This window comes from Vibrio sp. 2-2(8) (assembly GCF_963888495.1).
Taxonomy (GTDB): domain Bacteria; phylum Pseudomonadota; class Gammaproteobacteria; order Enterobacterales; family Vibrionaceae; genus Vibrio; species Vibrio anguillarum.
The window spans coordinates 78,148-101,428 of sequence record NZ_CAWPJM010000044.1 but is presented as its reverse complement, the minus strand read 5'-3'; the positions used below and the strand labels follow the sequence as shown (position 1 = coordinate 101,428).

The window sequence follows — 23,281 nt, the reverse complement described above, 5'->3', positions numbered from 1 at the left end:
TAAGAATGGTTATTGGTATTTGTTTAATATGGCTTGATATCGATTAACACCGTCTTCATTAACCGTGTTCTTTACTTTATCAATACCCATTTGTAAATCGTCTAATAGTGTTTGGTCTATATTTTTATTAAAAGCATAGTAAAGTAATCCCTGCTTTAACACATAAAGTGTTTCAAATTGATCGGGGGCATATCCTGCTTGTTTTATCCACCAATGGGCTGACCGTTCATCGTATGCAATCAAATCAATACGCTTTTTCACTAACTGCTCTGCCAACATAGTGACATCCGTTGCTTCTTGCATTGAGTCTCTCGGAACACCATATTGCAACAGCATTTGTTCGCCGACGTCATCTTTTATCACCCCGATCTTATAGGAGGTAATTTCTAAAGGTTCCCCAAGTTTGATATTACTGCCTTTACGTGCAATTACCGAAACTTTGATGTCATCAATTGGGCCTACCCAATGAAATAATTCCTCTCTGTGTGACGTCCTTGTTGTCGAGAAAAGTACTCCGTCTTTTTTCAAAATGGTAGAGCGATAAGAACGAGCCCACGGTTGCAATACGATCTGGCTCAATAATACGTCATGTCCTGAGAATTTAGCGGCTTCTTGAAGTAAATCAACCGAAATTCCAGTGATTTTGCCCTGATTCATAAAATTAAAAGGGGGATAGGCCTCTGTATAATACGTTAGTGTTTCAAGACTAGCGGGATAAGCAGGTGATGATGCCAACACACTGATTAGCCACATAGGTAGAATAGTACGCAGATATTTGATTACGTTCATCCTCTCTCCTACATGATGTTATCTGCCTTTTGTCCTTAAACTTTAGATGGGGTTTGAAACGCCGTCTAGTTGATCGCAAGCATTCATCATCAACAATACGAACGACGTGATTAAATAGCATTAAATTTCATGCGGTTAACCCATTAAATCTCTCGGCCTAACGCACAACTTTTTTATAGCAACGCTCCGGGCGACCAACCGTGCCGTAATTTAAGTCGGCGGTTAGCTCACCACTGCTGATTAAATATTCCAGATAACGCCTTGCCGTGGTTCGACTTGCGCCAATTTTTTCTCCCGCTTCGTCCGCGGTCAAACTGCATGGTGTATTAAAAAGATGGCGTATTTTGTCTAGCGTAACCCCATCAATTCCTTTGGGAAGACGCAGATGAGTGGGAAGCTCACTGGTATTGGCTGTCAACATTTTATCAACTACGTTTTGGTCAACATCAGCCACGGAGCCCAGCTCTAATTGTTGGGTTTGGTATTTCTTCAATGCCGATTCAAGACGGGGAAACATGACTGGCTTGAGCAAGTAATCAACTACGCCACCACGCATTGCCTGTTGTAGCGTCTCAACATCGCGCGCTGCAGTAATCAAAATTACATCACAGCCTTGGTTATTGCCTCGAACTTTCTGTAAGAGATCGAGCCCCGTACCATCCGGTAGATAAACATCCAGCAATACTAAATCGGGTTTGAGGATATCTAACTGCAATTGGGCATCGGCGTGAGTCGTTGCAATGCCAATGACTTCAAATCCCTCAATTTGTGTCAGGTAACGATGATGTAATTGCGCAATCGCGATATCATCTTCAATGATCATGACACGGGTATTCATACTTGTTCTTCCTTAGGCAGATAAACCGTAACTCTTGTTCCAACATCTTGATTACTTTTCATTTCTAGCTGCCCTTGATAGCGATCAGCTAACTGTTTTACCAGGTGTAAACCCACACCTCGGTTATGTTTTGCTTTGCTAGATACTCCCTTTTGCCATAATTGCTGTGGCGACATTTGTTCGGGTAAACCACACCCTTTATCATCCACTTCAAGAATAATTTCGGCACCATAATCGCTGAGTGACACTTCAATGATGCGTCGTTCTTGTGTCACCCGTTTTTCATTGCGGATCATCGTGAGTGTCGCATCAAATGCATTGTCAATCAGGTTACCCAAAATAGTGACGATATCTTCAGCATTAATACGCTGCGGCAAAGGTTCTAGACGCGATCCCTCTTCAACGACTAACTCCAAACCAAGTTCACGAGCTCGCTCAGTTTTACCCAGCAGCATTCCGGCAATGAGTGGATCTCTAACTGTCTCGCGTAGAAATTCAATGAGCGATTGGTAATGAGCCGTTTCTTGGCCGATTAAATGCTGAACCGCTTCCAGCTCTCCCATTTGTACAAGCCCACTGATGGTGTTGAGTTTGTTGCGATGTTCGTGAGTTTGAGAGCGCAGCATTTCAGCATACTCTTTGGTTTGGGAGAGTTGCTCGGTTAACTCGTTGATTTCATCTCGGAGGCGGAAGCTGGACACCGCCCCAACCACTTTACCGTCAACAATAATCGGACTTCGATTGGCGATCAGACGCTGTTGATTGAGGTACAGCTCGATGTCGTGATCAGGCGTGCCACTTTCAATAACACTCATGAGATCACTTTCAGGTAGAAACAGAGAAAGTGGTTGATTCAGTGCTTTCTCTCGGTTAATCGCCAAAATCTCACACGCACTTTTATTAATGGAACGAAGAATACCCGCCTCATCAATACTTAAAATGCCTTCCTTTAAGGTACTCATGGTGACATCGAGTTCGACATACAATCGGCCAATCTCTTCTGGTTCAAAACCGAGTATCGCTTTCTGAAAACGGCGTGAGGCGTAGCTGGAAAGTACAGCATTCGCCAGCACCACCAGCAGTGCCATCCCAATTAGGTAGATGAGAAAAGGTTCAATTTTATCTTGTAGTCGTTCTATTAAGTAACCAACTGACACCACACCAACGATTTGTCCTTGGGCATTTTTTACCGCCGATTTTCCACGCACGGATTTACCCAATGAACCCTGAGCAAAAGAAACGTATGACTCACCATGTAGCAAAGCTTGATCATTATCTCCCCCTTTCATGGGAAGACCAATTCGTTCATCAACAGGATGGACTAAGCGGATCCCATGTTGATCGCCGATAACAATGAAGGTTGCACCGATTAATTTTGTTAACTCTCGATAACGCTGTTGGTGATCCACCCCACTACCAGATTCAAGCATATCGACCACTGATGGAGTTTGAGCAAGAAATGAAGCAACCCCTAAGGCCTTTAAGCCCATCTCTTCTTCTTGAGAATGTTTGATATACACAAAACCAGCGGCAACTAACAGCAGTAATTCAATCAACCCTGAAAGGGTCATTATGATCAGCATACGCTTACGAAAACTGATACTACTCCACACCATAAATCCCTCTTTAACTCTGCATACAAGCTAACACTTATTTAACATTTGAGCGAAGAGAGAAACGAATAACTGTGAACAATACTACGCATTCCACGCACCATTTTGGTTCGTTTTATTGCAATCTATTTCGAAGACTTGCCAAGCAGAATATGCACAAGGTTTTATAAAAAATTATCATGGTTATTTCGTGATCTATATCACGCCTATTTTAGAAAAATTTTATCTTATAATGCAAAAGCATTTGTATACTAATTGTGCAGTGAAGAAGATGATGAGGAAACCTCACAAAAAGATAGCCCTATAATAACCATACCAATTGCTATCGATTCCATTCATAACATTGTCAGAAGGACACTTACAATGAAACGCGATGCCTTTGGAATTTGCCTTTCCCGAGATATGCTGTTTAACCATTTACAGTCAACCTTTACTCATGTTCGGGCTTATGAAGAAATAGCGACTGAGTCAAATGATGACCTGAGAGTGCTACTCGCTTTCCCGCAGATGTCGGGTAAGGACGTGCTGACCACGATGCAAGGTAGTACAAACGTGAGAGGTAGTAAAAAATTGGTTTGGCGGGCCGATTATCTCTGCCCTTCTTACCATAAGTATTAAATTTAAATATTGAATTTTGATGATATGCGCTTCATGCTAGCGCATATCACTTGCTGTTGTTTCGACATTTCAACCCATCACACTGTTGACTTCCGCAGCAAAAAACTAGAGCATTAACTCTAATTATTATTACTCGAGCTTAGCATGAAAGCGAAAACACTCAGCCTATTCGTCTTTACTCTGCTTGGTGCAGCCCCTTCTTTCGCCGCGCCGATTTCCTTTCAACAAGCATGGGATCTTTTGCAACAGAGCAATAATTCACTTGCCGCTGGGCGGGCAAATGTCGAACGCTATCAGCATATTGAAAATTCCACAGACAGTCTCAATTTGCCTGCTGTTTCTATTGGTGCAAACTACACGCGTTTAGACCAAGATGTTACTTTGTCAGGAAAGCAGATATTCGATAGCACTGGGCAATCTATCCCATCATCTTTGGAGCCAGTTTTAGGACCGATACTCGCCAGTGCAGGCTCCATCACATCAACCATCACCGAACGTGATATTTTCAGCTCTTCGATTCGCGCTATTTGGCCCATTTTTACAGGCGGACGGATCAGCGCCGCACAAGCCGCTGCGGAAGGTAAAAAAGAAGAAGCACAAAGCCAGCTCGCAATGGAAACACAAGCGCGCTATGAAGACTTGAGCAAATATTACTTTAGTGTTCTTTTGGCAAAAGAGGTTTTAGTGACTCGCCAAGCCGTTGAGCAAGGGTTAACCAAGCACCGTGATAATGCACTAAAGTTAGAGCAACAAGGACAAATTGCCCATGTGGAACGGCTACAAGCTGAAGCCTCATTAGATAAAGCAACGGTTGAACGCAAAAAAGCACAAAAAACCTTAGATATTGCCCAAAGCGCACTAACCCAAATTCTAGGTCAAACAGAAAAAGTCGAGCCAAGTGGTTCACTGTTTGTCAATGACCGTTTACCGCCACTCTCTGTTTTTGTGGAGCAAACGCTCAATACCTATCCGGGCTTGGCACTACTTGAAGCAAAAGAAAAGCAAGCAAGCAGCTTGATCAAAGCTGAACAAGGCAAATACTATCCAGAAGTCTACCTTTACGGTGATTACAGCCTACATGAAGACGATTCGCTGGCCAGCCAAATGAAACCGGATTGGTTAGTGGGTATTGGGGTCAACATTCCGTTAATTGAAACATCGGGTCGCAGCGATCAAGTCAAAGCAGCGCACAGCGCAGTCTCACAAGTACGTTACTTAAAGGCGCAAGCTAAGCAAGATTTGAGCGTGTTGGTGGAAAAAACCTATTTGGAAGCCGAACAAGCATTGGAAGAAGTGATGGGACTAAACTCAAGTCTCACACTGGCTAATGAAAACCTGAACCTACGCCAAAAGGCATTCAGTCAGGGTTTAGCAACGTCTTTAGATGTAGTGGATGCAGAGCTCTACCTTGCGAGTATAAAAACGCAACAGTCATTAGCCAGCTTCAACTACTTACTTTCTTTAAATAAGTTACTGGCATTGACCAGTGAAATGAATACTTTCCCTATCTACACACAATCAGCGATTTTGTTGCACTCATCAATGACTCACGAATCACCTGCTCAAAAGGATGCCTTATGAAAGCCGTAAAACCAACACTGATTGCTCTTGCTGCTGTGGTGGCGATCTCTTGGGTAGGCTATCGCTTTTACCAAGCATCTCAACCTAAACCTGTCCGCTTACAAGGTCAAATTGAATCTCAACAATACAGTATTTCCTCAAAAGTTCCCGGCCGTATTGATCAGGTACTGGTGCGCAAAGGCGATAGCGTTGAACGTGGCCAGCTCATTTTCACGCTGCACAGCCCTGAAATTGAAGCCAAATTAGATCAAGCGATTGCGGGTCAAAAAGCGGCGGGCGCACTGGCTAAAGAAGCAGAAACAGGCGCACGCGATCAGCAGATCCAAGCGGCAAAAGATCAATGGCTTAAAGCCAAAGCCGCAGCGGATTTAATGGAAAAGACCTATTTGCGTGTCAATAATCTTTACCGTGATGGTGTCGTCGCTGAACAAAAGCGTGATGAAGCGAATACCCAATGGCAGGCCGCTAAATATACTGAAAGTGCCGCTTTTCAGATGTATCAAATGACCAAAGAAGGCGCACGCTCTGAAACTAAACTCGCTGCCGCGGAAAAAGAACGTATGGCTGCTGGTGCCGTAGCGGAAGTTGAAGCTTATGCCGCGGACACTAAAATTGAGAGTTGGTTTGACGGTGAAGTGTCCCAAGTACTGCTGCAAAGCGGCGAACTGGCTCCACAGGGCTTCCCTGTCGTCACTGTCGTGGATACCCAAGACTCATGGGCGGTGCTCAACGTACGCGAAGATCAACTCAAGCATTTTACGAAAGGCACAACATTCACGGCTTACTTACCTGCTTTAGAAGCCAAAGTAGAATTTATCGTTTCCCACATTGCAGTGATGGGTGATTTCGCCACGTGGCGATCAACAGACGCCTCACAAGGGTTTGATTTACGCACCTTTGAAATCGAAGCTCGCCCTACCACACCTGTCGAAGGTTTGCGCATGGGAATGAGTTTAGTGGTTGAGCTATAAGCCTTATGTCGATTCAGGTTCGCCCTCAATGGCCTCTGCTGCGCCATGATCCTTGGCTATTGTCTAGCCTAAGCTGGATACCAATAGTATTGGCATTCAGTATTTGGTGGATTTTCTCACAAGGGATAGTGCGCGATCTGCCGATTGGCGTGGTCGATTTGTCTCACAGCCAATTGTCACGTCAATTGATAAGAGATTTCGATGCAACCTCGACCATGGCAGTCACGCACCAGTTCCAAGATGTCAATCAAGCCAAAACTGCGTTAATTGAAAGTGACATTTACGCGTACGTTGTCATTCCGTATCAATTTGATAAATCAATATTTCGTGGTGAGCAGCCACAAGTATCGACCTTCTTCAATAGCCAATACATTTTGGTTGGACGATTGATCAACTCTGCTATTGTTCAAGCACAAAGTACGTTCAATGCCCAAGTGGATGTCGTAAAAAACCTAGCGACTAGCCAACAAACCACATTGAGTGCGATGGGGCGAGCCGTACCAATCAGAACACAGATTACACCCCTGTTTAATCTCAATACAAACTATGCGCAATTTTTAGTCTCGGCGGTTGTACCCGCTCTTTGGCAAATCGTTGTCGTGGTCAGTACCATTATGATTTTGGCAGCAAACCATCGTCACTTTGGTTTGCAAACGTGGCTTGGAGAAAAGCCATTACGAATTTTAACGCTGACATTGATGCGTTATCTGCCGATTTTTATGTTGCAAGGGATTGGTTTTTTAATCTGGTTTTATCAAATATTAATGTGGCCAATGCACGGCAGTTTTGCTCTATTGATTATCGCACAACTTGCAATGACGCTCGCCTGTATGATCATGGGTGCACTCTTTTTCTTTCTAACACTCGATCCAGCAAGAGCAATGAGTTTTGCTGGCGCTTTTACCGCACCAAGTTTTGCGTTTATGGGCATTACGTTCCCAGTGACGGATATGAATACTCTAGCGCAGTGGTGGCGAAGCCTGTTACCGGTGAGTCACTACATTGAAGTGCAAGTAAGCCAAGTAAGTTATAACGCTGAATTGCTGTCATCACTTAAGTATTTAGTGCCAATGCTGGGCTATGCATTGCCGCTGCTGCTCACTTTGATTCTTATCCGTAAACACAAGCAAGCCGAGCGAATCAACCATGACTGAAACTACGCGATTCATTGCTCTACTTAAAGCAGAGCTAAAAGCGCTATTCACTAACCCTGTGGTGCTGTTGACTGTCTTTGGTGGCGTGGTTTTTTACTCCTTTTTATACCCTTTGCCTTATACGCAGCAAACTCCACGCGAGCAGACACTCTCGATTGTCAATCTCGATAAAAGCCAAGCCAGTTACCAACTAGAACGCATGGTTGACGCAACACCACAAGTCAAAGTGATTCAACGCGACAGTACCATTGAAGATGCCAAGCAGGCGTTTCTTAACCGCAAAGTTAGCGGTATTTTAGTGATTCCTGAACATTTTTATAAAGACCTACTGCTTGGGAAAAGTCCAACACTGGCCTACGCTGGCGATGCCTCTTACTTTCTAGTGTACGGCACCATCGTTGAGGGCTTATCACAAGCTGGTGGAACCTTAGCCGCGAAAAGTAAAGTGTCACGTTTAGTGATGGAAGGAGAACCGCTTTCTCTGGCCGCTCAGCACTATTCCGCCACAAGCATCAACTTAAAACCGACCTTTAACCCACGCATGGGTTATGTTGATTACGTTGTCCCAGCGGTGTTTGTTTTGATCTTACAACAAACCATGATCATGGCGGCAGGATTAATGGGCGGAACACAAAAGCACGGAAATGGCTACTGGAGCCATACCACACCGCTACGATTAATATTGGTACGCAGCATTGTCCTTGTTGCTGTTTATTATCTACTCAGCATGTACTACTTTGGTGCCAGTTTTACCTCACATGGTGTCAACACCCTCGCCAGTGCGGGGCATTTATTGCTACTTCTACTGCCTTTCTTACTGGCCTCTTGCCTATGTGGCATTTGGCTTGGTTCAGTTACACCGCGGCGAGAATTGGTGACGTTAGTGGTATTAATCAGCTCAATGCCACTGATTTTTTCAGCTGGTTTTATTTGGCCGTTAGAAGCAATTCCACGCCCTATCATTTGGATATCCAACCTCTTTCCAAGTACGCCTGCCATTCAGAGTTTTCTCAGTTTGAACCAAATGGGCGCATCATGGGATCAAATCAGCACTCAGTGGGGGATCTTGTGGGTTCAAGTGTTTGGTTGGGGAGCCCTTGCTTTTTACCAACTCCAGCGGAAGCGTTAATTAATCATTCCTGCCACTGCTGACGCATACGCTCAACAGTGGCATCATCGATACCATGAACATTCTGGTATTGCGCACGGCAAACATTAATCACTAAGGTTGCATGGTAACGTTTAGCCAACTGCTGGTAAGCTCGCATCTCCCACTGTCGAACAAAAGTATTCGCCACAACAACGTCCTCACCTTGCGCTAAACAGCGCTCCACTTGCTGTTGACACCACCGATGAGCTTGCTCGATTTTATCTGGCTGATAACAATAGTTGCCTTTCTCATTGATAAAATACATATCCGCTTCAAAATGCTTTGCATGTAGCGTCCTTGCTAAGGTGCTTTTGCCTGAGCCGGGTAATCCCCTGATCAAAGTTAAGGTTAGCGCCATGTGTATCCAACAGGTAAGTAAACGGATATCCAATAGTAACCAATTTCACAGCAAGATTCATTTTGCTATCGACATCTGGTTTTGATTGAGTTAAGTTCGGCAGTATAGACGTCCAAAAATAGCTTAGGGAGAAAGCTGTGCCGATTAAGATCCCCGACCAACTGCCTGCCGGTGATGTACTGCGTCATGAGAACATTTTCGTGATGTCAGAAACACGTGCCGCCACACAGGGCATCCGTCCACTGAAAGTTTTGATTTTGAATTTAATGCCGAAGAAAATCGAAACCGAGACTCAATTTTTGCGCCTGTTATCCAATACTCCGCTGCAAGTGGATATTGAATTACTGAGAATTGATGAGCGCCCAAGTAAAAATACCCCCACTGAGCATTTGGAGAACTTTTACCGTCAATTTGAGATGGTAAAAAATCGCAACTTCGACGGGCTCATCATCACCGGAGCGCCTTTGGGGTTGGTCCAATTTGAAGATGTGATTTATTGGGAACACTTAAAAAGCGTGATGGAATGGGCTAAAAATCACGTCACTTCCACACTCTACGTTTGCTGGGCAGCGCAAGCGGGGCTAAAACTGCTCTACAATCTGCCCAAACGAACTCGCAAAGAAAAATTATCGGGCGTTTATCATCATGAAATCCACCATCCCTTTCATCCGATATTACGCGGCTTTGACGACACCTTTTTAGCGCCCCATTCTCGTTATGCTGATTTCTCACCAGAATACTTAGCCGAACATACGAATTTAGATATTCTCGCCACCTCTGATGTGGCGGGTGTGTACTTAGCCTCAACCAAAGACAAACGTAACGTGTTTGTCACAGGTCACCCTGAGTACGACGCACATACACTGCATGGTGAATATATTCGAGACTTGGGTGAAGGGATGGAACCCGCAATCCCAGTCAACTACTACCCCAATGATAATCCAGATAATAAACCAGTAGCCAGTTGGCGAAGCCACGGTCACTTGCTGTTTGCAAACTGGTTAAACTACTGTGTTTACCAACAAACACCTTACGACCTTGAACACTTTAGCGAAGATAAATTTACCAAAGACGATTAGTGTTTCATGCCTGATCATCTCAGTAATGAGGTGTTCAGGTTTTCATCAAACATAGTGCATACTGACTCGCATTCTTCTCTCCTCTTTCTCCCTCAATCTTCTGATTTCCTTATCATGCGTCTAAGCGATTTAGGAGCTGCAGATAATGAAAAAAATACTGATGATATTGATAATGTTCACGTTATCGGCCTGTGTCACCGTGAACGAAAAAGGTGAGCCTGAAGTAAAAGCGGATCCGGTTGAAATGGCCGAATCTCGCATTGCGCTCGGCCTAGGCTATTTAGAAAATGGCAACATGAGCAAAGCACGTGAGAACTTAGAAAAAGCCACACAACATGCGCCGACTTACTATCGCTCGCAACTTGCGATGGCTCACTACTACGAAACTGTCGGTGAAACAGAGGCCGCACGTAAAACCTATCAAGCCGCGCTTCGCGCTCATCCCAAAAACGGCAATATTCTCAATAACTACGGCACATTTTTGTGCAAGCAGGGCGAATATCAAAAAGCCGATGAATATTTTAACCGCGCCATTGCTCAACCCTATTATTACCTTGTCCCTGCAAGCTATGAGAACGCAGCCTTTTGCGCGTTAAAATCTGGCGATAAAGAACAAGCGCGCTACTATTTTACAAAAACATTAGACCATGACCCTAATCGAGCTCGTTCATTGTTGCAATTAGCTAAATTGGAAATTGACGCTCAACAATACACGCAAGCTCGCATCCGCTTGATGCAATTTAATCAGCGCTACGGTAACCAAAAAACATCGCTTCAATTATTGGTAGAGTTAGAGAAAAAGGCAGGAAATAAAGCGTTAGAGAAAAAATATCAAGCAGCGCTCGATACCTTTTCCTAACATCGTATTACTAGGGCAAGGGTTATTTGATATTGGTGGGTCTACCGTCTTTGCCACCATTACGGTCACGATAGTGGATACGGCGAAGACGTCTGACTTTCTGAGCGCGCTGAATTTTTTGATATTCGCGATAGATAATACGAATAAAAAACCCAAGCCCAATCATCGCAAGCAAGGCAAACAGATAAGCGAAGGGCTGGCAGATCCATCCGGGTTGGCAAGGTAAATAAAGGTCAAAGTCCATACCTTACTCCTTCTATTGCTATCTCAACTCACTGACCAATATAGTCAATCAACGAAGTCAGCCTAGCACTTTGCCGCTAACCATTGTTTGCGTTGACTGTCATTTTGGAAACTCCATGCGATGAATCGACTCACTTTTTGCCCTTGTTGCATTTCAACAACCTTCACCACTGCAGCACCCACTTTATCTAACTGTTTTTGCATCCAACGTACATTCTCTTTTTTAGAGATCAATGTGGTGAACCACAGCACTTGCTGAGCGTAGTGTTGACTTTCAAAGGCCATGTTTTTAATAAAGGCAGCTTCACCACCGGGGCACCATAACTCAGCTTTTTGTCCACCAAAGTTGAGCGTGACCGCCTTACTTCTGTTAGCGTCTTGCCCCGCAATTTCTTGACCTTTTTTGACTCGATTACGCTGTAAATTTTTCAACTTACGTTCGCTGCCTTGCTGCGCCTCTACTTGTGACGCGTGGAAAGGCGGGTTGCACGTGGTGAGATCGTAACGCTCATTTTCTTGAATAATCTGCTTAAAAATGTGTTTTGCATCACTCTGCAAACGGCATTCAATACGCCCATTGAGTGAAGCATTGCCATTAACCACCAGATTGGCGGATTTAATAGAGATAGGATCAATATCGCTACCAACATAGTGCCAGCCGTACTCTGCCACGCCCACTATCGGATAAATACAGTTCGCTCCGACCCCAATATCAAGTGCTTGAACCTTCTCATGCTTGATTGCTGAGCACTCATCTAGCAGCAGATCGGCCACGCGATGAATATAATCAGCTCGACCGGGGATCGGCGGGCACAAATACCCAGCGGGAATATCCCAATGGGTCACATGATAATGATGTGTCAATAACGCTTTGTTGAGCATTTTCACCGCCATCGCATCGGAGAAATTGATGCTCGGTTCACCACTCGGGTTGCGAATAACAAAGGGCTTCAAAGCAGGCAGTGTATTAATCAGCGCGGGGAAATCGTATTGTCCTTGATGCTGATTACGAGGATGTAACCCCTGCTTTGCTTTTAACGCAGGTTTTTTATGGCTCGCTTCTGGTTGGCTTTTCTGCGGCTTCGCTTTGGCTGACATTACTGATCCTCTTTTAAATCGAGATACATCATAAATAATCGTGCATCAAACTCGAGCTGATGATAATTCGGTTCCATATGGCAACACAGTTGATAGAAAGCCTTGTTGTGCTCTTTCTCTTTGATGTGAGCCAGCTCATGTACCACTAGCATGCGCAACAGCGGCTCCGGTGCTTCTTTAAACATGCTCGCTATGCGGATCTCATTTTTAGATTTGATTTTCCCACCATGCACTTTGGCAACATAACTGTGCAACCCTAGTGCGTTATTGATAATGTGGATTTTATTGTCGTACACCACTTTACTGATCGGCGCCGTTTTCTTCATGTATTGATTTTTGAGATCAATCGCGTAGTTAAACAACGCTTTTTCACTTTGAATCGAATGGCGCTGTGGGTAACGTTGCTCAAACCAACTAACGAATTTACCGGCCGTGATCAACTGTTCAACTTGTGAAACGAGATGAGGCGGATAGTTTTGTATGTAACGAAAAGATGGATGCATAGCCCAGCAACTGACTCATAAAAAAGGCGCTAAGTGTAACTGAATCAAGCCTGCGTTTCATCTTTCCAATCACAAGGAGCAAGGCTTCGCATCCGAGAGAGTTGAAACTCAGCGCCTCGGTGGGTAAACTTGCCGCCCTTTATGTTCGGTTAATGAGTGAATTGGATGAAACGTATTGTGCTCTACGTCAAAGATAAATGCCCGCACTGTAAAGATGCTCAGCGCTATCTTGACGCCAAACAGATCCCCTACCGCTTATGTAACGCAAAAATGCAACGCGGCCGGAAGGAACTGGATGCGATCGGCGCGCGCAGTGTACCGGCTTTAAAAATTGGTGATCGAATTATGATTGGCTGGAACCCAAACAACTTTGAAAAAATCTATCAAAGTTAATCGAACGATACACATCACCCCTTTCACACATACTGTTTCACAAATTCAATAAAAGTACGGTCGGCATTAGACAAATAGCCCTCTTTGCGCCATGCGAGGGCTAAATCTAACCAGACTGGCGGTTCAAAAGGGATCGCTCGTACATCCGGTTCATGCTCCGTTACAAGCTCTAATAACGCAGTCACTGCGTACTCATGTTTGACAATACTTAAAATCATTGGCAACAGATTGGTTTCAAAAGAGAAATGTGCGCTGAGCTTATGCTCTTTACACACTTTATCAATGAAGTCGCGGTGGAAATAACCGGGCTTAAACATTACCAATTCATGCTCAAAAAAGGTCTTAAAATCTATCGATTCTCGTTGTGCTAACTCATGTTCTTTCCCCACTACCGCCACCATTTGCGATGATAAGAGGGGATCAACCTCTAAATCCGGGGGCAGATCATGATTGAGGATCACGCCAATATCTAGCTCACCACTGAGCAACATTTTTCTAATCGACTGAGTTCCCGCTTCTATCACCGTCATTTTTAGCAAGGGAAAGTGACTTTTAAAAGCCATTACAATTTCTGGAAAGAAATAGGATCCCATCATGCTCGGCGCGCCGAGCCTCACTTCGCCTTTGACGAGCCCTTTAAGCTCATCCATCGCCAATTGTGCATCTTCAAGTTGCTGCAAAATACGAGTGGCGTGTTCATATAACACTTGCCCTTCATGGGTCAGCGTCACTTTTCGCTCATCTCTTTTTAGCAAAACAACCCCTAATTGCTGCTCAAATTTTTTAATCGAAATACTGAGTGCTGGCTGCGCAATGTGCAGTTGCTGGGCTGCTAAAGTAAAGCTGCCGCATTGAACTACAGCCGAAAAATGTTTTAGATGGCGAGTATCCATAGCTTTATGGTTCCACAAAATCAAACGAAGCGAGATTCGTCCAACGAGGTTGGGATATATTTTATATATCACGACGATATTTTTAATATATTTTATTAATCACCAAGCCACTGCTACTGTGATCACAGATACATAACGTAAGTGAAGCGTAATCATGATCGAAATTGGCAGTAAAGAATACCGAAAAGTCACTTGGGGACTTGCGCTCGGCTCGTTCTTAGTCTTTTGTAATCTCTATCTTTTTCAGCCAATGTTGCCCTACCTTGCTACGCATTTTGCGGTTTCGGAAACCCAAATTAACTGGTTATTTGCCGCATCAACCCTCGCACTCTCCGTCAGTTTAGTCCCTTGGGCAATCAGCTCTGAATCCTTTGGCCGCCGCAAAGTGATGTTATTAGGGCTATTCATTATGCCATTAATCGGCAGCTTAATGTTGATCAGCCAACAGCTATGGGTGCTGGTTTTAACACGTGCACTAATGGGCGTCGCATTGGCCGCCTTTGCTTCGGTTGCCGTGGCTTACATGGCTGAGGAGCTTTCGCCTCAAGCATTTAGCCAAGCGATTGGCGGTTATATTGCTGCGAATTCATTAGGTGGCATTAGTGGCCGAATTTTAGGCGGTATATTGACCGATGCCTTTGGCTGGCAACAAGCCGTGATTGTGATTGCCATACTCACTTTCGTATGCGCCATGATTGTGCTGTGGTTACTGCCCATTCAACGCAATTTCACGCCGCAACGAGGCTTGTTCTTTCACCACAACCGTGCGCTAGTAAAACATCTTTCTAACCGCACACTGTGGCTAGCGATGCTGATTGGTGGTACTAACTTCGCGCTGTTTGTTAATCTCTACTCAGTGATGGGCTTTCGGCTTGTCGCCGAACCCTACTCGCTACCGATTGGCTTAGCATCATTGATCTTCCTATGTTATTTGGCGGGAACACTCAGCTCGAAACTGACCGCTAACTGGACAAAACGCTACAATGCCATTTCGGGCATGATGCTGGGAGCCTTGCTCAGTTTATCGGGGATGTGGCTAGCCTTGGTTGAATCAATCCCGTTTATGCTGATCGGTTTAATGTTGATCAGTTTCGGCGCCTTTTTTACTCATACGCTCGCCTATTCATGGGTGAGCCAAAAGGCCAGCAGCGCAAAAGCAACCGCGACCGCTCTGTATTTGGTTCATTACTATGTGGGTGGCAGCCTCGGCGGGTTTTTCCTACTCTATTGCTGGCAAAATGGCGGTTGGCCGGTGGTGGTTTCGGGTGGAATGGTGTTGTATGTGACGATGTTTTTTCTCTGTTGGAAATTGCGCCATGATGACCGCGCCCTTGCGCACCGCCAGCCGCTGCATGAATTGATCAAGTAGTGTTATCCACTCACTTTATCAAAAGACTCATGTTATGCTTACGCCAAATTGACTGTTTTAATAAGCACTATGAGCGTAACGATAAATAAAACCGCCATCACAACTGAAGTCGAACAGTGGCTTAACGATGTGGTGATTGGCTTAAATCTCTGCCCTTTCGCCGCAAAACCACAACGTAACCAGCAGATCAAAATTTTCGTCAGTGAAGCCGTTACTGAAGAACAGTTGCTGCAAGACATTTTGCAACAATTGCTAGAGTTAGAAGGCAGCTCGGCACAGTCTCTTGAGACTACCTTAGTGGTAGTGCCAAACATGCTCGAAGATTTTTTTGAGTACAACTTTTTTATCGATTGGGTCGAAGCATTAATTACGCAACAAGATTGGCAAGGCATCTTTCAAGTTGCTACCTTTCACCCTCACTACTGTTTTGGCGGCACACGCCCCGAAGATGACGAAAACCTAACTAACCGTTCGCCGTACCCGATTTTCCATCTTATTCGCGAAGAGAGCATGGAAAAAGTACTCAAACACTACCCTAACCCAGAAGCGATTCCCGATACCAATATCGCTCGTGTTAGTGCTCTAAGTGACCAAGAACGCCGCCAACTGTTTCCTTATTTGTTTCTCAATAAGTAACTCTGTTCTTTGACCAAACTGATGGCATGGGTCGCAGCTTTGCCATCAGTTTGTTACTATCCATTTTCTTACTATCAGTTTATTACTATCAATTTGTTACTACGCGTCACAATCCCTGTTAACCAAACCAATGGACCGAGATAATGCATTTATCCAAGCTTACTCAAGAGATTTACGATCATCTTTACCGCGATATTACCGAGTTTCGTAGCACCTTTGATCTCCCCGTTGCTGATGCCAGCAGCTTAAACGATAAAGCTGACACGTTGCATACTTCGCTCGCGATTGAAGAGTTGACTGAACTTGCTGAAGCTGACAATAAAACAGAACAAGCGGATGCGATCATCGATACTGTGTATGTTTTGATGGGTCGTTTAGTCCACCTTGGACATAGCCAAGTGAGTGACAACTTAGCGATCAGCTATTTGATTGATCTTCTGCTCAATGTTGCCGTAAATCGTGGCATCGAATTTATTCCATGCTGGGATGAAGTACACAGCTCGAACATGAGTAAAGTATGTCGCAATGAAAAAGAGTATGCCGATACCCAAGCCTACTATGCTGAGCAAGGTATTGAGCTGATGGCCGTACAAAAAGGCGACTACATTATTGCTAAATGCGCACAAGATTTTGTCTCTGAAGGCAAAACGATTCGCCAAGGTAAAGTGCTCAAATCAGTCTATTACCGTCCTGCTGACCTTGCTTCATTGACGCAATAACCTTGCAAAGACTCAGATAAAAAAAACCACCTTGTGGGAGCAAGGTGGTTAAGAGACTTATAAAAAGCCTAACAAGAACGAGAATGTATCGATTCTATTAATGCGATTGGCGTGCCAACTTTCACATAAAACCTAACTATTTGTTTTTAATAGACTTACTATTTTTATCATTCTATCTTCAGCACATTGATGCGCTAAAAGTGTGCTAACTGCACGACAGTTGTGCTTTTAATCAAAGATAAGGTAAGGCTTTCCTTCAACAACAACCTGCTTCACCTGAGTCTGAAACGCTGCACTTAACGCTTGGCTCTCTAATACTTGTTCAACCGAGCCGGAACTTTGCAATACGCCATCTTGCAGTAACAGAGCGCGATCGGCATGGCGCAATGTTCGATTGAGATCGTGATTGGCCATCACTACCGCTATCCCTTGCTGTGCAACCTCTTCAATCAAACGATAAAGCAACCCTTCTTGAGCAATATCAAGAGGCGCCGCAGGTTCATCTAATATCAATAACTGCGCGTAAGGGTTTAAGGTTGGCCAAATTTGCAAGCAAATACCGGCCAAGCGGACACGTTGCCATTCGCCGCCTGACAGTTGGTGAATGGATCGATGCAATTTATCTTGAATATTCAATCGTTGAGTGAGATGAACCACAGCTTGATTAACAGCCTGAGAATGTAAATCGGCGCAACTGGGGATCGCTAAGGCAAGATATTGATAAACATCGACATTAAAAGCAGGCTTGTCGTTTTGCGACAGATAAGCTCGGTGCAGTGACAGCGCCTCTAACGATGCGCTTGAAAGCTGAAGATCACCAATGTAGACCTCACCTTGGCTCTCTGTCACGCCAGCTAACGCCGACAGTAAAGTGCTTTTTCCGCTGCCATTAGGCCCAATAACATGCAGCACCTCTCCCGCTTGGCAGGTAAAAGAGAGTGGCAATAAACGTGATGAAACCTGCAGGCTATTAACGTGAATCATGGTTTTTCAACAACATCCAAATAAAAATCGGCGCACCAATGGTGGTAGTGACGACACCAAGTGGAAGCTCAGCAGCATTAAGCGCCGTTCTGGCAACGGTATCCGCGCAGACCAGTAAAAGTGCGCCGAACAGAGCCGACATAGGTAAAAGGTAGCGGTTTTCAGAACCAAACGCCAAGCGCAATAAATGCGGAACAACCAACCCAACAAAACTGATCACACCGCCCAATGCCACCGCAGCTCCTACCAGCAGCGACACGGCAAAAATCAATTTCCAACGTAGTCGATGCACATCCACACCTAACTGCTTTGCATGAGTTTCGCCCAACATCAGTTTGTCTAACGTTTTTCCTTGCAGAGCAAGCCAGATGATCACCGGAAGCGCAGCTAATGAAAGCGTATGTTGATACCAGCTTGCACCACCAATACTGCCCATCAACCAGTAAACCAGTTGCCTTAAACTGAGATCATTACTGAAATAAAACGCCCATGTCACCACAGCACCAGATAAAATACCCAGCGCCACACCGACCAACAGTAAGCGAGTTGTGCTTAAACGCATCGCTTTAGCCATGCTGACCAGTAAAAGAGTAAACACCATCGCACCGGCTACGGCACAAAGCATGAAAATTTCAGGTGAGGCCAAAGCAGGGAAGAAAAACAGCACCACTACCATCGCCACACTGGCGCCACCAGAAATACCAAGCACGCCCGGCTCTGCCAAAACATTCCCTAATAACACTTGCAGCGCCGCGCCTGATACGGCTAGTGAAGCACCAATGATGACGGCAGAGAGCAGACGAGGAGCACGAAGTTCAGTCACTAACTGCCATTCCAGTGGTGACCAAGTGTGAAATGGGCTGATAAAGAGTTCACCCACCATCAAATAAAACGCACTCATCGTAATCAACAATGCCAGCATAGCGTAGAGGGCGTAATGCCAGCGACGCTGTTTTTTTAAGAGTAACTGATTGAACGTCATGCGCTTATATGTAAGTAAGAGAAACAATAATGGCCTAACCTTACCGTTAAGCCATTTAAATAGAAAGTGATATACCAAAGCAATCGCCTGTTAACCTTGTCAACAGACCAAAAGGTTAACAGGTCAAAAGATTAACAAGCCAAAAGTACCATCGGTTAATCGTATACCAATTGATCGTCTTCATAGCGTGTCGCCACTTTGCACACCATTAACGCGGCGCGCTGGCCTAATGCCACTTTTCGGTTAGGAAATACGATCGCTTCATCTTCATTTTTCGCCATGAGTGGCTTTTCACCATCATGACCAAATACCTCACCATGTTTAAACGCGGTGAAGTTTTCGACGTTATCATCAAACATGAAATCAAAATCGTCATGCAAACGGACGATGGTACGGCTGACACGATAAATGGTTGGCTTTCTTGGCAAATGTTCAGGTGTCGCATTGGCTACCAAATCGCGCATGGCTAAGTCAAACGCGACTAATCGCTCTAGGTTGTTTTGACCAAGAGGTGCGACTTGCCCCAGCTCAAGCGTTAAAGCTTGCGCGGCAAAATTCTCTGCACTGTACCAACTGAAGGTACTCGAGGGTGAATTTGAAAGCAGCACCGCTTCGATATGCGCACTTTCAATCAATGCCATCAGTGCGCGGCTGCGGACAGGATGGCGAGATTTGGGGCTGACGGCAAACGAATAATGTTTGGAGTGACGAATCGCACAGTGCAAATCAAGATGCCACCGGTTTTGCTCAGCGGTGTGTTCGAAAAAGTCTTTCACTGTCTGTTTGAGATGCTGTGCAATCTCTCTTTCTAGAGAGGTATTGCCCTTTTTATCATCAAATAAACGGTTCAAATTTTCTTGCACGAAACGGGTATGTTGATTCGTCGCCTGAGGATGAGCCACAATAAATAAGCAGCGGTGTTGGACCGCTTGAAAACCTGACTGAATATCATCCACCAGCTTATTTACTAATTCCATTGGCGCAGTTTCGTCACCATGAATACCGCAAGAAATAATGATGTGCTTACTCTCATCGTTGAGATGAGCGGGAATCACTTCGAGCACTCCACGCGAGAGCACTTTAAGCGTAATACCAGCTGCCGTTTTGATTTCGCCAGTGACCATTTCTTGGTCTAAATCCAAACTATCAAATAGGAAAGATTGGCGGAAAAGGGACTTCGTCATGCGTTACTCCTTTATTGCACAGCGGTATGTTAATGAATTGTAGAAGCAATTTATGTTGAGGCGATCCCACTTATCAAGATAAGGGTAAACTTAACTCATCAACGATCGTCTCAATACCTTATACAAAAATACGCTTAACCAGAGGCCGGCGTTAATTGCCGGGAATTCTACCATTAAATCTGATAGTTACTCCATACTCTACTGCATGCTCACCCGGTGCTAAATTTGAATTCCGATGCTCTTCACACTCACATTCTTAGCGTTATCTTTTCCTATTTGGATATGAGTTAATGATTGATAGTCGATATTCAACACACTATACCAATGGCGGTTTTGCCAATCAGTGCCTAGAACATTGGCAAGTATCATTCTGATTGTTCCACCATGAGCGATGATTAAAGTGTCTTGCTTAATCTCTTTAATCTGAGCCTCCCAAGCACGAGTCACACGCTGATGAAAATCGGCCAAGTTTTCTGCATTCGGTAGTTGATGTTGGGCCGGATTGGTCCACAAAGTTTCCACTACTGGCCACATCGATTGCAGTTCATCAAAGGCCACACCATCGACATCACCAAAATCCATTTCTTGGAAATCAGGCTCAATTTGGTAATCCAATTTCGGCTGCTGTAAAACCAGTTGCTGCGCTAAATCATGGCAACGGCGTAGCGGCGAAGTAATGATGTTTGAGAAGGAGTAAGGGGATTTCAGCAAAGTGTGAGCGATCTGCTCTTGCCGATGCGCTTCAACGAGCACATCTGTTTTACCATTGAGCGCAGGCCGACCGACGGTTTTACCGTGGCGCATCAAATAGAGATTGATCATTGTGAGCCTTTTAAAGCGATGTCGTTTAGAGCAGTGTTTTTTAAAGCGATGTCTTTTAAAACAATCGGTAAGCCCGCCGCAATAAAGCTCACTCGGGTTGCTAACTTGGCTAGCGCTTGGTTAAGCCAGCCCGCGTTATCGACAAATAAGCGCGAAACCTCCCCCATCGGGATCACGCCAAGGCCCACTTCGTTAGCGACGATAACCAAAGTGGCGGGTGTTTGCTCAACGGCAAAACATAGTTGCTCGACTCGCTTTTTTATCTCCGCTTCGTGAGCTTGCTGGCCATTGTTGTAGATAACGTTATTCAGCCACAGCGTTAAGCAGTCCACCAATACCACATCATGTGCCGAAAAAGTGGCAATTAACTCAGGTAGTTGTTCAGGGCATTCGTGCTCTTGCCATTCCGACGTTCTTTGCTGCTGGTGGTGAGCAATCCTTGCCTGCATTTCATCATCAAACGCAATCGCGGTGGCAACATAGTTAAGCTGAGCCTGCGGCAGCCGCATTAGCAGGGCTTGGTGTTCTTGCTTTGCGGCCTGTTCAGCGAAACAAGACTTACCGCTACGCGCGCCACCCAAAATCAAATGCACCATTATTCAATCATTCCCATGCTCAAATAACCCAACCCAGCGAATACAATAAGCAGCAGATAGATCAGCAGTTCCATAATCTGTTGTGCAGCGCCAAGGCAATCACCCGTGAAGCCACCAATACGCGCCATCAACCAAGCTTTGAAGAAAATACGAAAAACTACAGCAACCAATACCAAACTTAAGCTTACCTGCCAACCAAACCATAACGCAGGCGCTAAGCCGCACAGCAGTAGAAAAATGAGCTCTGGAAGGGTTTGTTTATTGGCTAGCGGCTTACTTTTGCTGCTATCGAGATCGCTTACATACGGCATGTCGAAAATCAACGATGCCGCTATCGCACGGCTAAAACTGTAGCCTAGTACCCACACCATTAATACGTTGCCATAACCAAGTAGCGCCTCTAAAAAGAGAAACTTACACAGTAGCGCCATCACTAAACTGGCCGCACCATAAGTGCCAATGCGGCTATCTTTCATGATGCTCAAACGGCGCTCAGCCGTCATTCCTCCGCCAATGCCGTCCGCCATGTCAGTTAAGCCATCTTCATGAAACGCCCCTGTTAATAGCAAACTAACCACCATCGTCAGTGCGATGCTTACCTCGTTTGGTAAAATCAGGATCAGCACACTGTAGATGGCACCGCAGATCGCGCCGAGTAATAGACCAACCAAGGAAAAATAGCGCCCAGATCGGTTCATTCGTTCACTGCAATAGGGCGTATTGTTAGGAATAGGAAGGCGCGAGAAAAAACTCAACGCCAACCAGAACAGCTCTAATTGATAAGCGAAAACGCGCAGCATTACACTGTCACTCCTGCGTCGGCAAAACTGGCCATGGTGTTGTAAAACTCGGCGGCCGCTTTGACCAAAGGTACCGCTAATACAGCACCCGTTCCCTCACCCAACCTCAACCCTAAATTAAGCAGTGGTGTCGCGTTTAACAGTTCCAGTACGCGTTGATGGCCCGATTCATGGGACTGATGAGCAAAAATCATCAACTCGCGGCAATCTGGTTCAATAAGTGTGGCCACATACGCGGCTACCGTGACGATAAATCCATCCACCAGAATCGGCGTTTGCTGCTGGTAAGCGCCTAAAAATGCTCCGACCATTTGCACAATTTCAAAGCCGCCTACTTCCGCAAGGACCGTTTCTGGATCCAAACCACGGCAGCGTGTTACGCCTTGCTTCACCAACTGTATTTTTTTCTGATATTGCTGTGTTGAAATGCCAGTGCCGTAACCAACGCACTGCTCAACAGAATGTTTAGAAAGCGCTGCTAATATCGCAGAAGCGCTACTGGTATTGCCAATGCCCATTTCACCAAACATCACTATATTGGACTCCGCACGGATCACCTGCTGCACGGCCTGATTGCCTAGCAGTAGCCCTTGCTTCACTTGCTCTACAGACATCGCCGCTTGGCGAGCAAAGTTCTCCGTTCGGTTACCTAAGCGCTGCACAAGAAAGTGCGGATTGTCGCTTTCTACAGGGAGTAAGATCCCGCAATCTATCACTTTCATCTCGACTTGATTGCTGCGACAAAAACAGTTGATGGCCGCACCACCCGCCAGAAAGTTAAGCACCATTTGCTGAGTCACCGCGCTTGGCGCAATGCTAATGCCTTCATCTGCAATGCCGTGATCGCCAGCAAAGATCAGTACTGTAGGCTTATGAATGGTGATCTGCTGAGTGGGCTGAGGCTGATTTTGACTTTGGATTAAGGCGAGCTGGTGTGCTAATGACTCAAGTTGGCCCAGCGCTCCTAACGGTTTGGTTTTTTGATCGATTCTTTGTTGTATTGCTTGGCTATGATCTTGTTTTAACATTGCTTCTGGGCTCTTCCATGA

Annotated in this window: 26 protein-coding genes; 11 read left to right on the top strand and 15 right to left on the bottom strand. The window is 45.2% G+C overall.

The window, feature by feature from the left end; genetic code table 11:
• Window positions 1-9 precede the first annotated feature (9 nt).
• The 3 genes from AACV12_RS11650 to AACV12_RS11640 all read right to left on the bottom strand — a co-directional run bounded on the left by AACV12_RS11650 (window position 10) and on the right by AACV12_RS11640 (window position 3,243).
• Complete coding sequence (locus tag AACV12_RS11650; RefSeq protein WP_013856665.1) at window positions 10-789, bottom strand: substrate-binding periplasmic protein; 780 nt, start codon at window positions 787-789, stop codon at window positions 10-12.
• 157 nt (window positions 790-946) lie between these two features.
• Entirely contained in the window at window positions 947-1,627 is a 681-nt protein-coding gene (locus AACV12_RS11645) for a response regulator (protein WP_013856664.1), read from the bottom strand.
• Window positions 1,624-3,243 (bottom strand): ATP-binding protein, encoded by a 1,620-nt coding sequence (locus AACV12_RS11640; protein WP_017044817.1) that lies wholly within the window; start codon window positions 3,241-3,243, stop codon window positions 1,624-1,626. Before AACV12_RS11640 ends, AACV12_RS11645 begins: the two co-directional genes overlap by 4 nt.
• Window positions 3,244-3,603: 360 nt before the next feature.
• Between AACV12_RS11640 and AACV12_RS11635 the strand changes: the two genes are divergently transcribed.
• The 5 genes from AACV12_RS11635 (at window position 3,604) to AACV12_RS11615 (ending at window position 8,693) form a co-directional block, all read left to right on the top strand.
• Window positions 3,604-3,858 (top strand): hypothetical protein, encoded by a 255-nt coding sequence (locus tag AACV12_RS11635; protein WP_013856662.1) that lies wholly within the window; start codon window positions 3,604-3,606, stop codon window positions 3,856-3,858.
• Window positions 3,859-4,002: 144 nt separating this feature from the next.
• The gene (locus tag AACV12_RS11630; protein ID WP_013856661.1) at window positions 4,003-5,439 is read left to right on the top strand and encodes a TolC family protein; all 1,437 of its coding nucleotides are present in this window, start codon (window positions 4,003-4,005) and stop codon (window positions 5,437-5,439) included.
• Window positions 5,436-6,410 carry an HlyD family secretion protein gene (locus AACV12_RS11625; RefSeq protein ID WP_017042989.1) on the top strand — a complete coding sequence of 325 codons (975 nt, stop codon included), beginning with the start codon at window positions 5,436-5,438 and terminating at the stop codon, window positions 6,408-6,410. Before AACV12_RS11630 ends, AACV12_RS11625 begins: the two co-directional genes overlap by 4 nt.
• Before the next feature lie 5 nt (window positions 6,411-6,415).
• A complete protein-coding gene (locus tag AACV12_RS11620) occupies window positions 6,416-7,564 on the top strand; it encodes an ABC transporter permease (RefSeq protein ID WP_017044820.1) in 1,149 nt (382 codons plus the stop codon).
• Window positions 7,557-8,693 (top strand): ABC transporter permease, encoded by a 1,137-nt coding sequence (locus AACV12_RS11615; RefSeq protein WP_013856658.1) that lies wholly within the window; start codon window positions 7,557-7,559, stop codon window positions 8,691-8,693. Before AACV12_RS11620 ends, AACV12_RS11615 begins: the two co-directional genes overlap by 8 nt.
• Before the next feature lie 4 nt (window positions 8,694-8,697).
• Here AACV12_RS11615 and AACV12_RS11610 read toward each other — a convergent pair whose 3' ends face one another.
• Window positions 8,698-9,072 (bottom strand): ATP-binding protein, encoded by a 375-nt coding sequence (locus AACV12_RS11610; protein ID WP_029189800.1) that lies wholly within the window; start codon window positions 9,070-9,072, stop codon window positions 8,698-8,700.
• Window positions 9,073-9,209: 137 nt separating this feature from the next.
• On the opposite strand from AACV12_RS11610, the gene metA reads away from it, so the two are divergent.
• Together metA and pilW are read left to right on the top strand one after the other, a co-directional pair.
• Entirely contained in the window at window positions 9,210-10,151 is a 942-nt protein-coding gene (metA, locus tag AACV12_RS11605) for a homoserine O-acetyltransferase MetA (RefSeq protein ID WP_013856656.1), read from the top strand.
• Window positions 10,152-10,296: 145 nt separating this feature from the next.
• On the top strand, window positions 10,297-11,010 hold the full coding sequence (pilW, locus tag AACV12_RS11600) for a type IV pilus biogenesis/stability protein PilW (RefSeq protein ID WP_170900367.1): 714 nt from the start codon (window positions 10,297-10,299) through the stop codon (window positions 11,008-11,010).
• A 22-nt stretch (window positions 11,011-11,032) separates the two neighbouring features.
• Here pilW and AACV12_RS11595 read toward each other — a convergent pair whose 3' ends face one another.
• The 3 genes from AACV12_RS11595 to AACV12_RS11585 all read right to left on the bottom strand — a co-directional run bounded on the left by AACV12_RS11595 (window position 11,033) and on the right by AACV12_RS11585 (window position 12,854).
• Window positions 11,033-11,254 carry a hypothetical protein gene (locus tag AACV12_RS11595; protein WP_017048653.1) on the bottom strand — a complete coding sequence of 74 codons (222 nt, stop codon included), beginning with the start codon at window positions 11,252-11,254 and terminating at the stop codon, window positions 11,033-11,035.
• 62 nt (window positions 11,255-11,316) lie between these two features.
• On the bottom strand, window positions 11,317-12,351 hold the full coding sequence (gene rlmF / locus AACV12_RS11590) for a 23S rRNA (adenine(1618)-N(6))-methyltransferase RlmF (protein ID WP_170900366.1): 1,035 nt from the start codon (window positions 12,349-12,351) through the stop codon (window positions 11,317-11,319).
• Complete coding sequence (locus AACV12_RS11585; RefSeq protein WP_094145566.1) at window positions 12,351-12,854, bottom strand: M48 metallopeptidase family protein; 504 nt, start codon at window positions 12,852-12,854, stop codon at window positions 12,351-12,353. The genes rlmF and AACV12_RS11585 overlap by 1 nt, the downstream gene beginning before the upstream one ends.
• A 165-nt stretch (window positions 12,855-13,019) precedes the next feature.
• Here AACV12_RS11585 and AACV12_RS11580 point away from each other — a divergent pair, with 165 nt between their 5' ends.
• Window positions 13,020-13,247, top strand: a complete 228-nt coding sequence (locus tag AACV12_RS11580; protein ID WP_010318599.1) for a glutaredoxin family protein — start codon at window positions 13,020-13,022, stop codon at window positions 13,245-13,247.
• Window positions 13,248-13,270: 23 nt separating this feature from the next.
• On the opposite strand, the gene AACV12_RS11575 is transcribed toward AACV12_RS11580, so the two are convergent.
• Window positions 13,271-14,140: a LysR family transcriptional regulator gene (locus tag AACV12_RS11575; protein WP_026027359.1), complete on the bottom strand. Its 870-nt coding sequence runs from the start codon at window positions 14,138-14,140 to the stop codon at window positions 13,271-13,273.
• 154 nt (window positions 14,141-14,294) lie between these two features.
• Here AACV12_RS11575 and AACV12_RS11570 point away from each other — a divergent pair, with 154 nt between their 5' ends.
• The 3 genes from AACV12_RS11570 to AACV12_RS11560 all read left to right on the top strand — a co-directional run bounded on the left by AACV12_RS11570 (window position 14,295) and on the right by AACV12_RS11560 (window position 16,864).
• Window positions 14,295-15,509 carry an MFS transporter gene (locus AACV12_RS11570; protein ID WP_170900365.1) on the top strand — a complete coding sequence of 405 codons (1,215 nt, stop codon included), beginning with the start codon at window positions 14,295-14,297 and terminating at the stop codon, window positions 15,507-15,509.
• A gap of 69 nt (window positions 15,510-15,578) precedes the next feature.
• Entirely contained in the window at window positions 15,579-16,145 is a 567-nt protein-coding gene (locus AACV12_RS11565) for a DUF1415 domain-containing protein (protein ID WP_094147005.1), read from the top strand.
• Window positions 16,146-16,288: 143 nt separating this feature from the next.
• The gene (locus tag AACV12_RS11560; RefSeq protein WP_010318603.1) at window positions 16,289-16,864 is read left to right on the top strand and encodes a nucleoside triphosphate pyrophosphohydrolase family protein; all 576 of its coding nucleotides are present in this window, start codon (window positions 16,289-16,291) and stop codon (window positions 16,862-16,864) included.
• A gap of 228 nt (window positions 16,865-17,092) precedes the next feature.
• Here AACV12_RS11560 and btuD read toward each other — a convergent pair whose 3' ends face one another.
• From btuD to cobT, 7 genes are all read right to left on the bottom strand, one after another.
• Window positions 17,093-17,848, bottom strand: a complete 756-nt coding sequence (gene btuD / locus AACV12_RS11555; protein ID WP_170900364.1) for a vitamin B12 ABC transporter ATP-binding protein BtuD — start codon at window positions 17,846-17,848, stop codon at window positions 17,093-17,095.
• On the bottom strand, window positions 17,835-18,830 hold the full coding sequence (gene btuC / locus AACV12_RS11550) for a vitamin B12 ABC transporter permease BtuC (RefSeq protein ID WP_029388300.1): 996 nt from the start codon (window positions 18,828-18,830) through the stop codon (window positions 17,835-17,837). Before btuC ends, btuD begins: the two co-directional genes overlap by 14 nt.
• A 155-nt stretch (window positions 18,831-18,985) precedes the next feature.
• Entirely contained in the window at window positions 18,986-20,014 is a 1,029-nt protein-coding gene (locus AACV12_RS11545) for a succinylglutamate desuccinylase (protein ID WP_047691738.1), read from the bottom strand.
• A 219-nt stretch (window positions 20,015-20,233) separates the two neighbouring features.
• Window positions 20,234-20,836, bottom strand: a complete 603-nt coding sequence (locus AACV12_RS11540) for a histidine phosphatase family protein (RefSeq protein ID WP_170898512.1) — start codon at window positions 20,834-20,836, stop codon at window positions 20,234-20,236.
• A complete protein-coding gene (gene cobU, locus AACV12_RS11535) occupies window positions 20,833-21,432 on the bottom strand; it encodes a bifunctional adenosylcobinamide kinase/adenosylcobinamide-phosphate guanylyltransferase (RefSeq protein ID WP_170900363.1) in 600 nt (199 codons plus the stop codon). Before cobU ends, AACV12_RS11540 begins: the two co-directional genes overlap by 4 nt.
• Window positions 21,432-22,232: an adenosylcobinamide-GDP ribazoletransferase gene (locus tag AACV12_RS11530; protein WP_013856643.1), complete on the bottom strand. Its 801-nt coding sequence runs from the start codon at window positions 22,230-22,232 to the stop codon at window positions 21,432-21,434. Before AACV12_RS11530 ends, cobU begins: the two co-directional genes overlap by 1 nt.
• Entirely contained in the window at window positions 22,232-23,260 is a 1,029-nt protein-coding gene (gene cobT / locus AACV12_RS11525) for a nicotinate-nucleotide--dimethylbenzimidazole phosphoribosyltransferase (RefSeq protein ID WP_047691732.1), read from the bottom strand. Before cobT ends, AACV12_RS11530 begins: the two co-directional genes overlap by 1 nt.
• Window positions 23,261-23,281: the final 21 nt, after the last annotated feature.

Bases quoted from the DNA above. Each gene is read 5' to 3' on its own strand.
- AACV12_RS11635 (WP_013856662.1), top strand. From the start codon at position 3,604: ATGAAACGCGATGCCTTTGGAATTTGCCTTTCCCGAGATATGCTGTTT.
- AACV12_RS11545 (WP_047691738.1), bottom strand. From the start codon at position 20,014: ATGACGAAGTCCCTTTTCCGCCAATCTTTCCTATTTGATAGTTTGGAT.
- AACV12_RS11625 (WP_017042989.1), top strand. From the start codon at position 5,436: ATGAAAGCCGTAAAACCAACACTGATTGCTCTTGCTGCTGTGGTGGCG.
- AACV12_RS11640 (WP_017044817.1), bottom strand. From the start codon at position 3,243: ATGGTGTGGAGTAGTATCAGTTTTCGTAAGCGTATGCTGATCATAATG.
- AACV12_RS11580 (WP_010318599.1), top strand. From the start codon at position 13,020: ATGAAACGTATTGTGCTCTACGTCAAAGATAAATGCCCGCACTGTAAA.
- cobT (WP_047691732.1), bottom strand. From the start codon at position 23,260: ATGTTAAAACAAGATCATAGCCAAGCAATACAACAAAGAATCGATCAA.
- AACV12_RS11645 (WP_013856664.1), bottom strand. From the start codon at position 1,627: ATGAATACCCGTGTCATGATCATTGAAGATGATATCGCGATTGCGCAA.
- AACV12_RS11650 (WP_013856665.1), bottom strand. From the start codon at position 789: ATGAACGTAATCAAATATCTGCGTACTATTCTACCTATGTGGCTAATC.
- AACV12_RS11570 (WP_170900365.1), top strand. From the start codon at position 14,295: ATGATCGAAATTGGCAGTAAAGAATACCGAAAAGTCACTTGGGGACTT.
- AACV12_RS11530 (WP_013856643.1), bottom strand. From the start codon at position 22,232: ATGCTGCGCGTTTTCGCTTATCAATTAGAGCTGTTCTGGTTGGCGTTG.
- btuC (WP_029388300.1), bottom strand. From the start codon at position 18,830: ATGACGTTCAATCAGTTACTCTTAAAAAAACAGCGTCGCTGGCATTAC.
- AACV12_RS11630 (WP_013856661.1), top strand. From the start codon at position 4,003: ATGAAAGCGAAAACACTCAGCCTATTCGTCTTTACTCTGCTTGGTGCA.
- AACV12_RS11575 (WP_026027359.1), bottom strand. From the start codon at position 14,140: ATGGATACTCGCCATCTAAAACATTTTTCGGCTGTAGTTCAATGCGGC.
- btuD (WP_170900364.1), bottom strand. From the start codon at position 17,848: ATGATTCACGTTAATAGCCTGCAGGTTTCATCACGTTTATTGCCACTC.
- AACV12_RS11565 (WP_094147005.1), top strand. From the start codon at position 15,579: ATGAGCGTAACGATAAATAAAACCGCCATCACAACTGAAGTCGAACAG.
- AACV12_RS11540 (WP_170898512.1), bottom strand. From the start codon at position 20,836: ATGATCAATCTCTATTTGATGCGCCACGGTAAAACCGTCGGTCGGCCT.
- AACV12_RS11620 (WP_017044820.1), top strand. From the start codon at position 6,416: ATGTCGATTCAGGTTCGCCCTCAATGGCCTCTGCTGCGCCATGATCCT.
- cobU (WP_170900363.1), bottom strand. From the start codon at position 21,432: ATGGTGCATTTGATTTTGGGTGGCGCGCGTAGCGGTAAGTCTTGTTTC.
- AACV12_RS11615 (WP_013856658.1), top strand. From the start codon at position 7,557: ATGACTGAAACTACGCGATTCATTGCTCTACTTAAAGCAGAGCTAAAA.
- pilW (WP_170900367.1), top strand. From the start codon at position 10,297: ATGAAAAAAATACTGATGATATTGATAATGTTCACGTTATCGGCCTGT.
- AACV12_RS11585 (WP_094145566.1), bottom strand. From the start codon at position 12,854: ATGCATCCATCTTTTCGTTACATACAAAACTATCCGCCTCATCTCGTT.
- rlmF (WP_170900366.1), bottom strand. From the start codon at position 12,351: ATGTCAGCCAAAGCGAAGCCGCAGAAAAGCCAACCAGAAGCGAGCCAT.
- AACV12_RS11595 (WP_017048653.1), bottom strand. From the start codon at position 11,254: ATGGACTTTGACCTTTATTTACCTTGCCAACCCGGATGGATCTGCCAG.
- AACV12_RS11560 (WP_010318603.1), top strand. From the start codon at position 16,289: ATGCATTTATCCAAGCTTACTCAAGAGATTTACGATCATCTTTACCGC.
- AACV12_RS11610 (WP_029189800.1), bottom strand. From the start codon at position 9,072: ATGGCGCTAACCTTAACTTTGATCAGGGGATTACCCGGCTCAGGCAAA.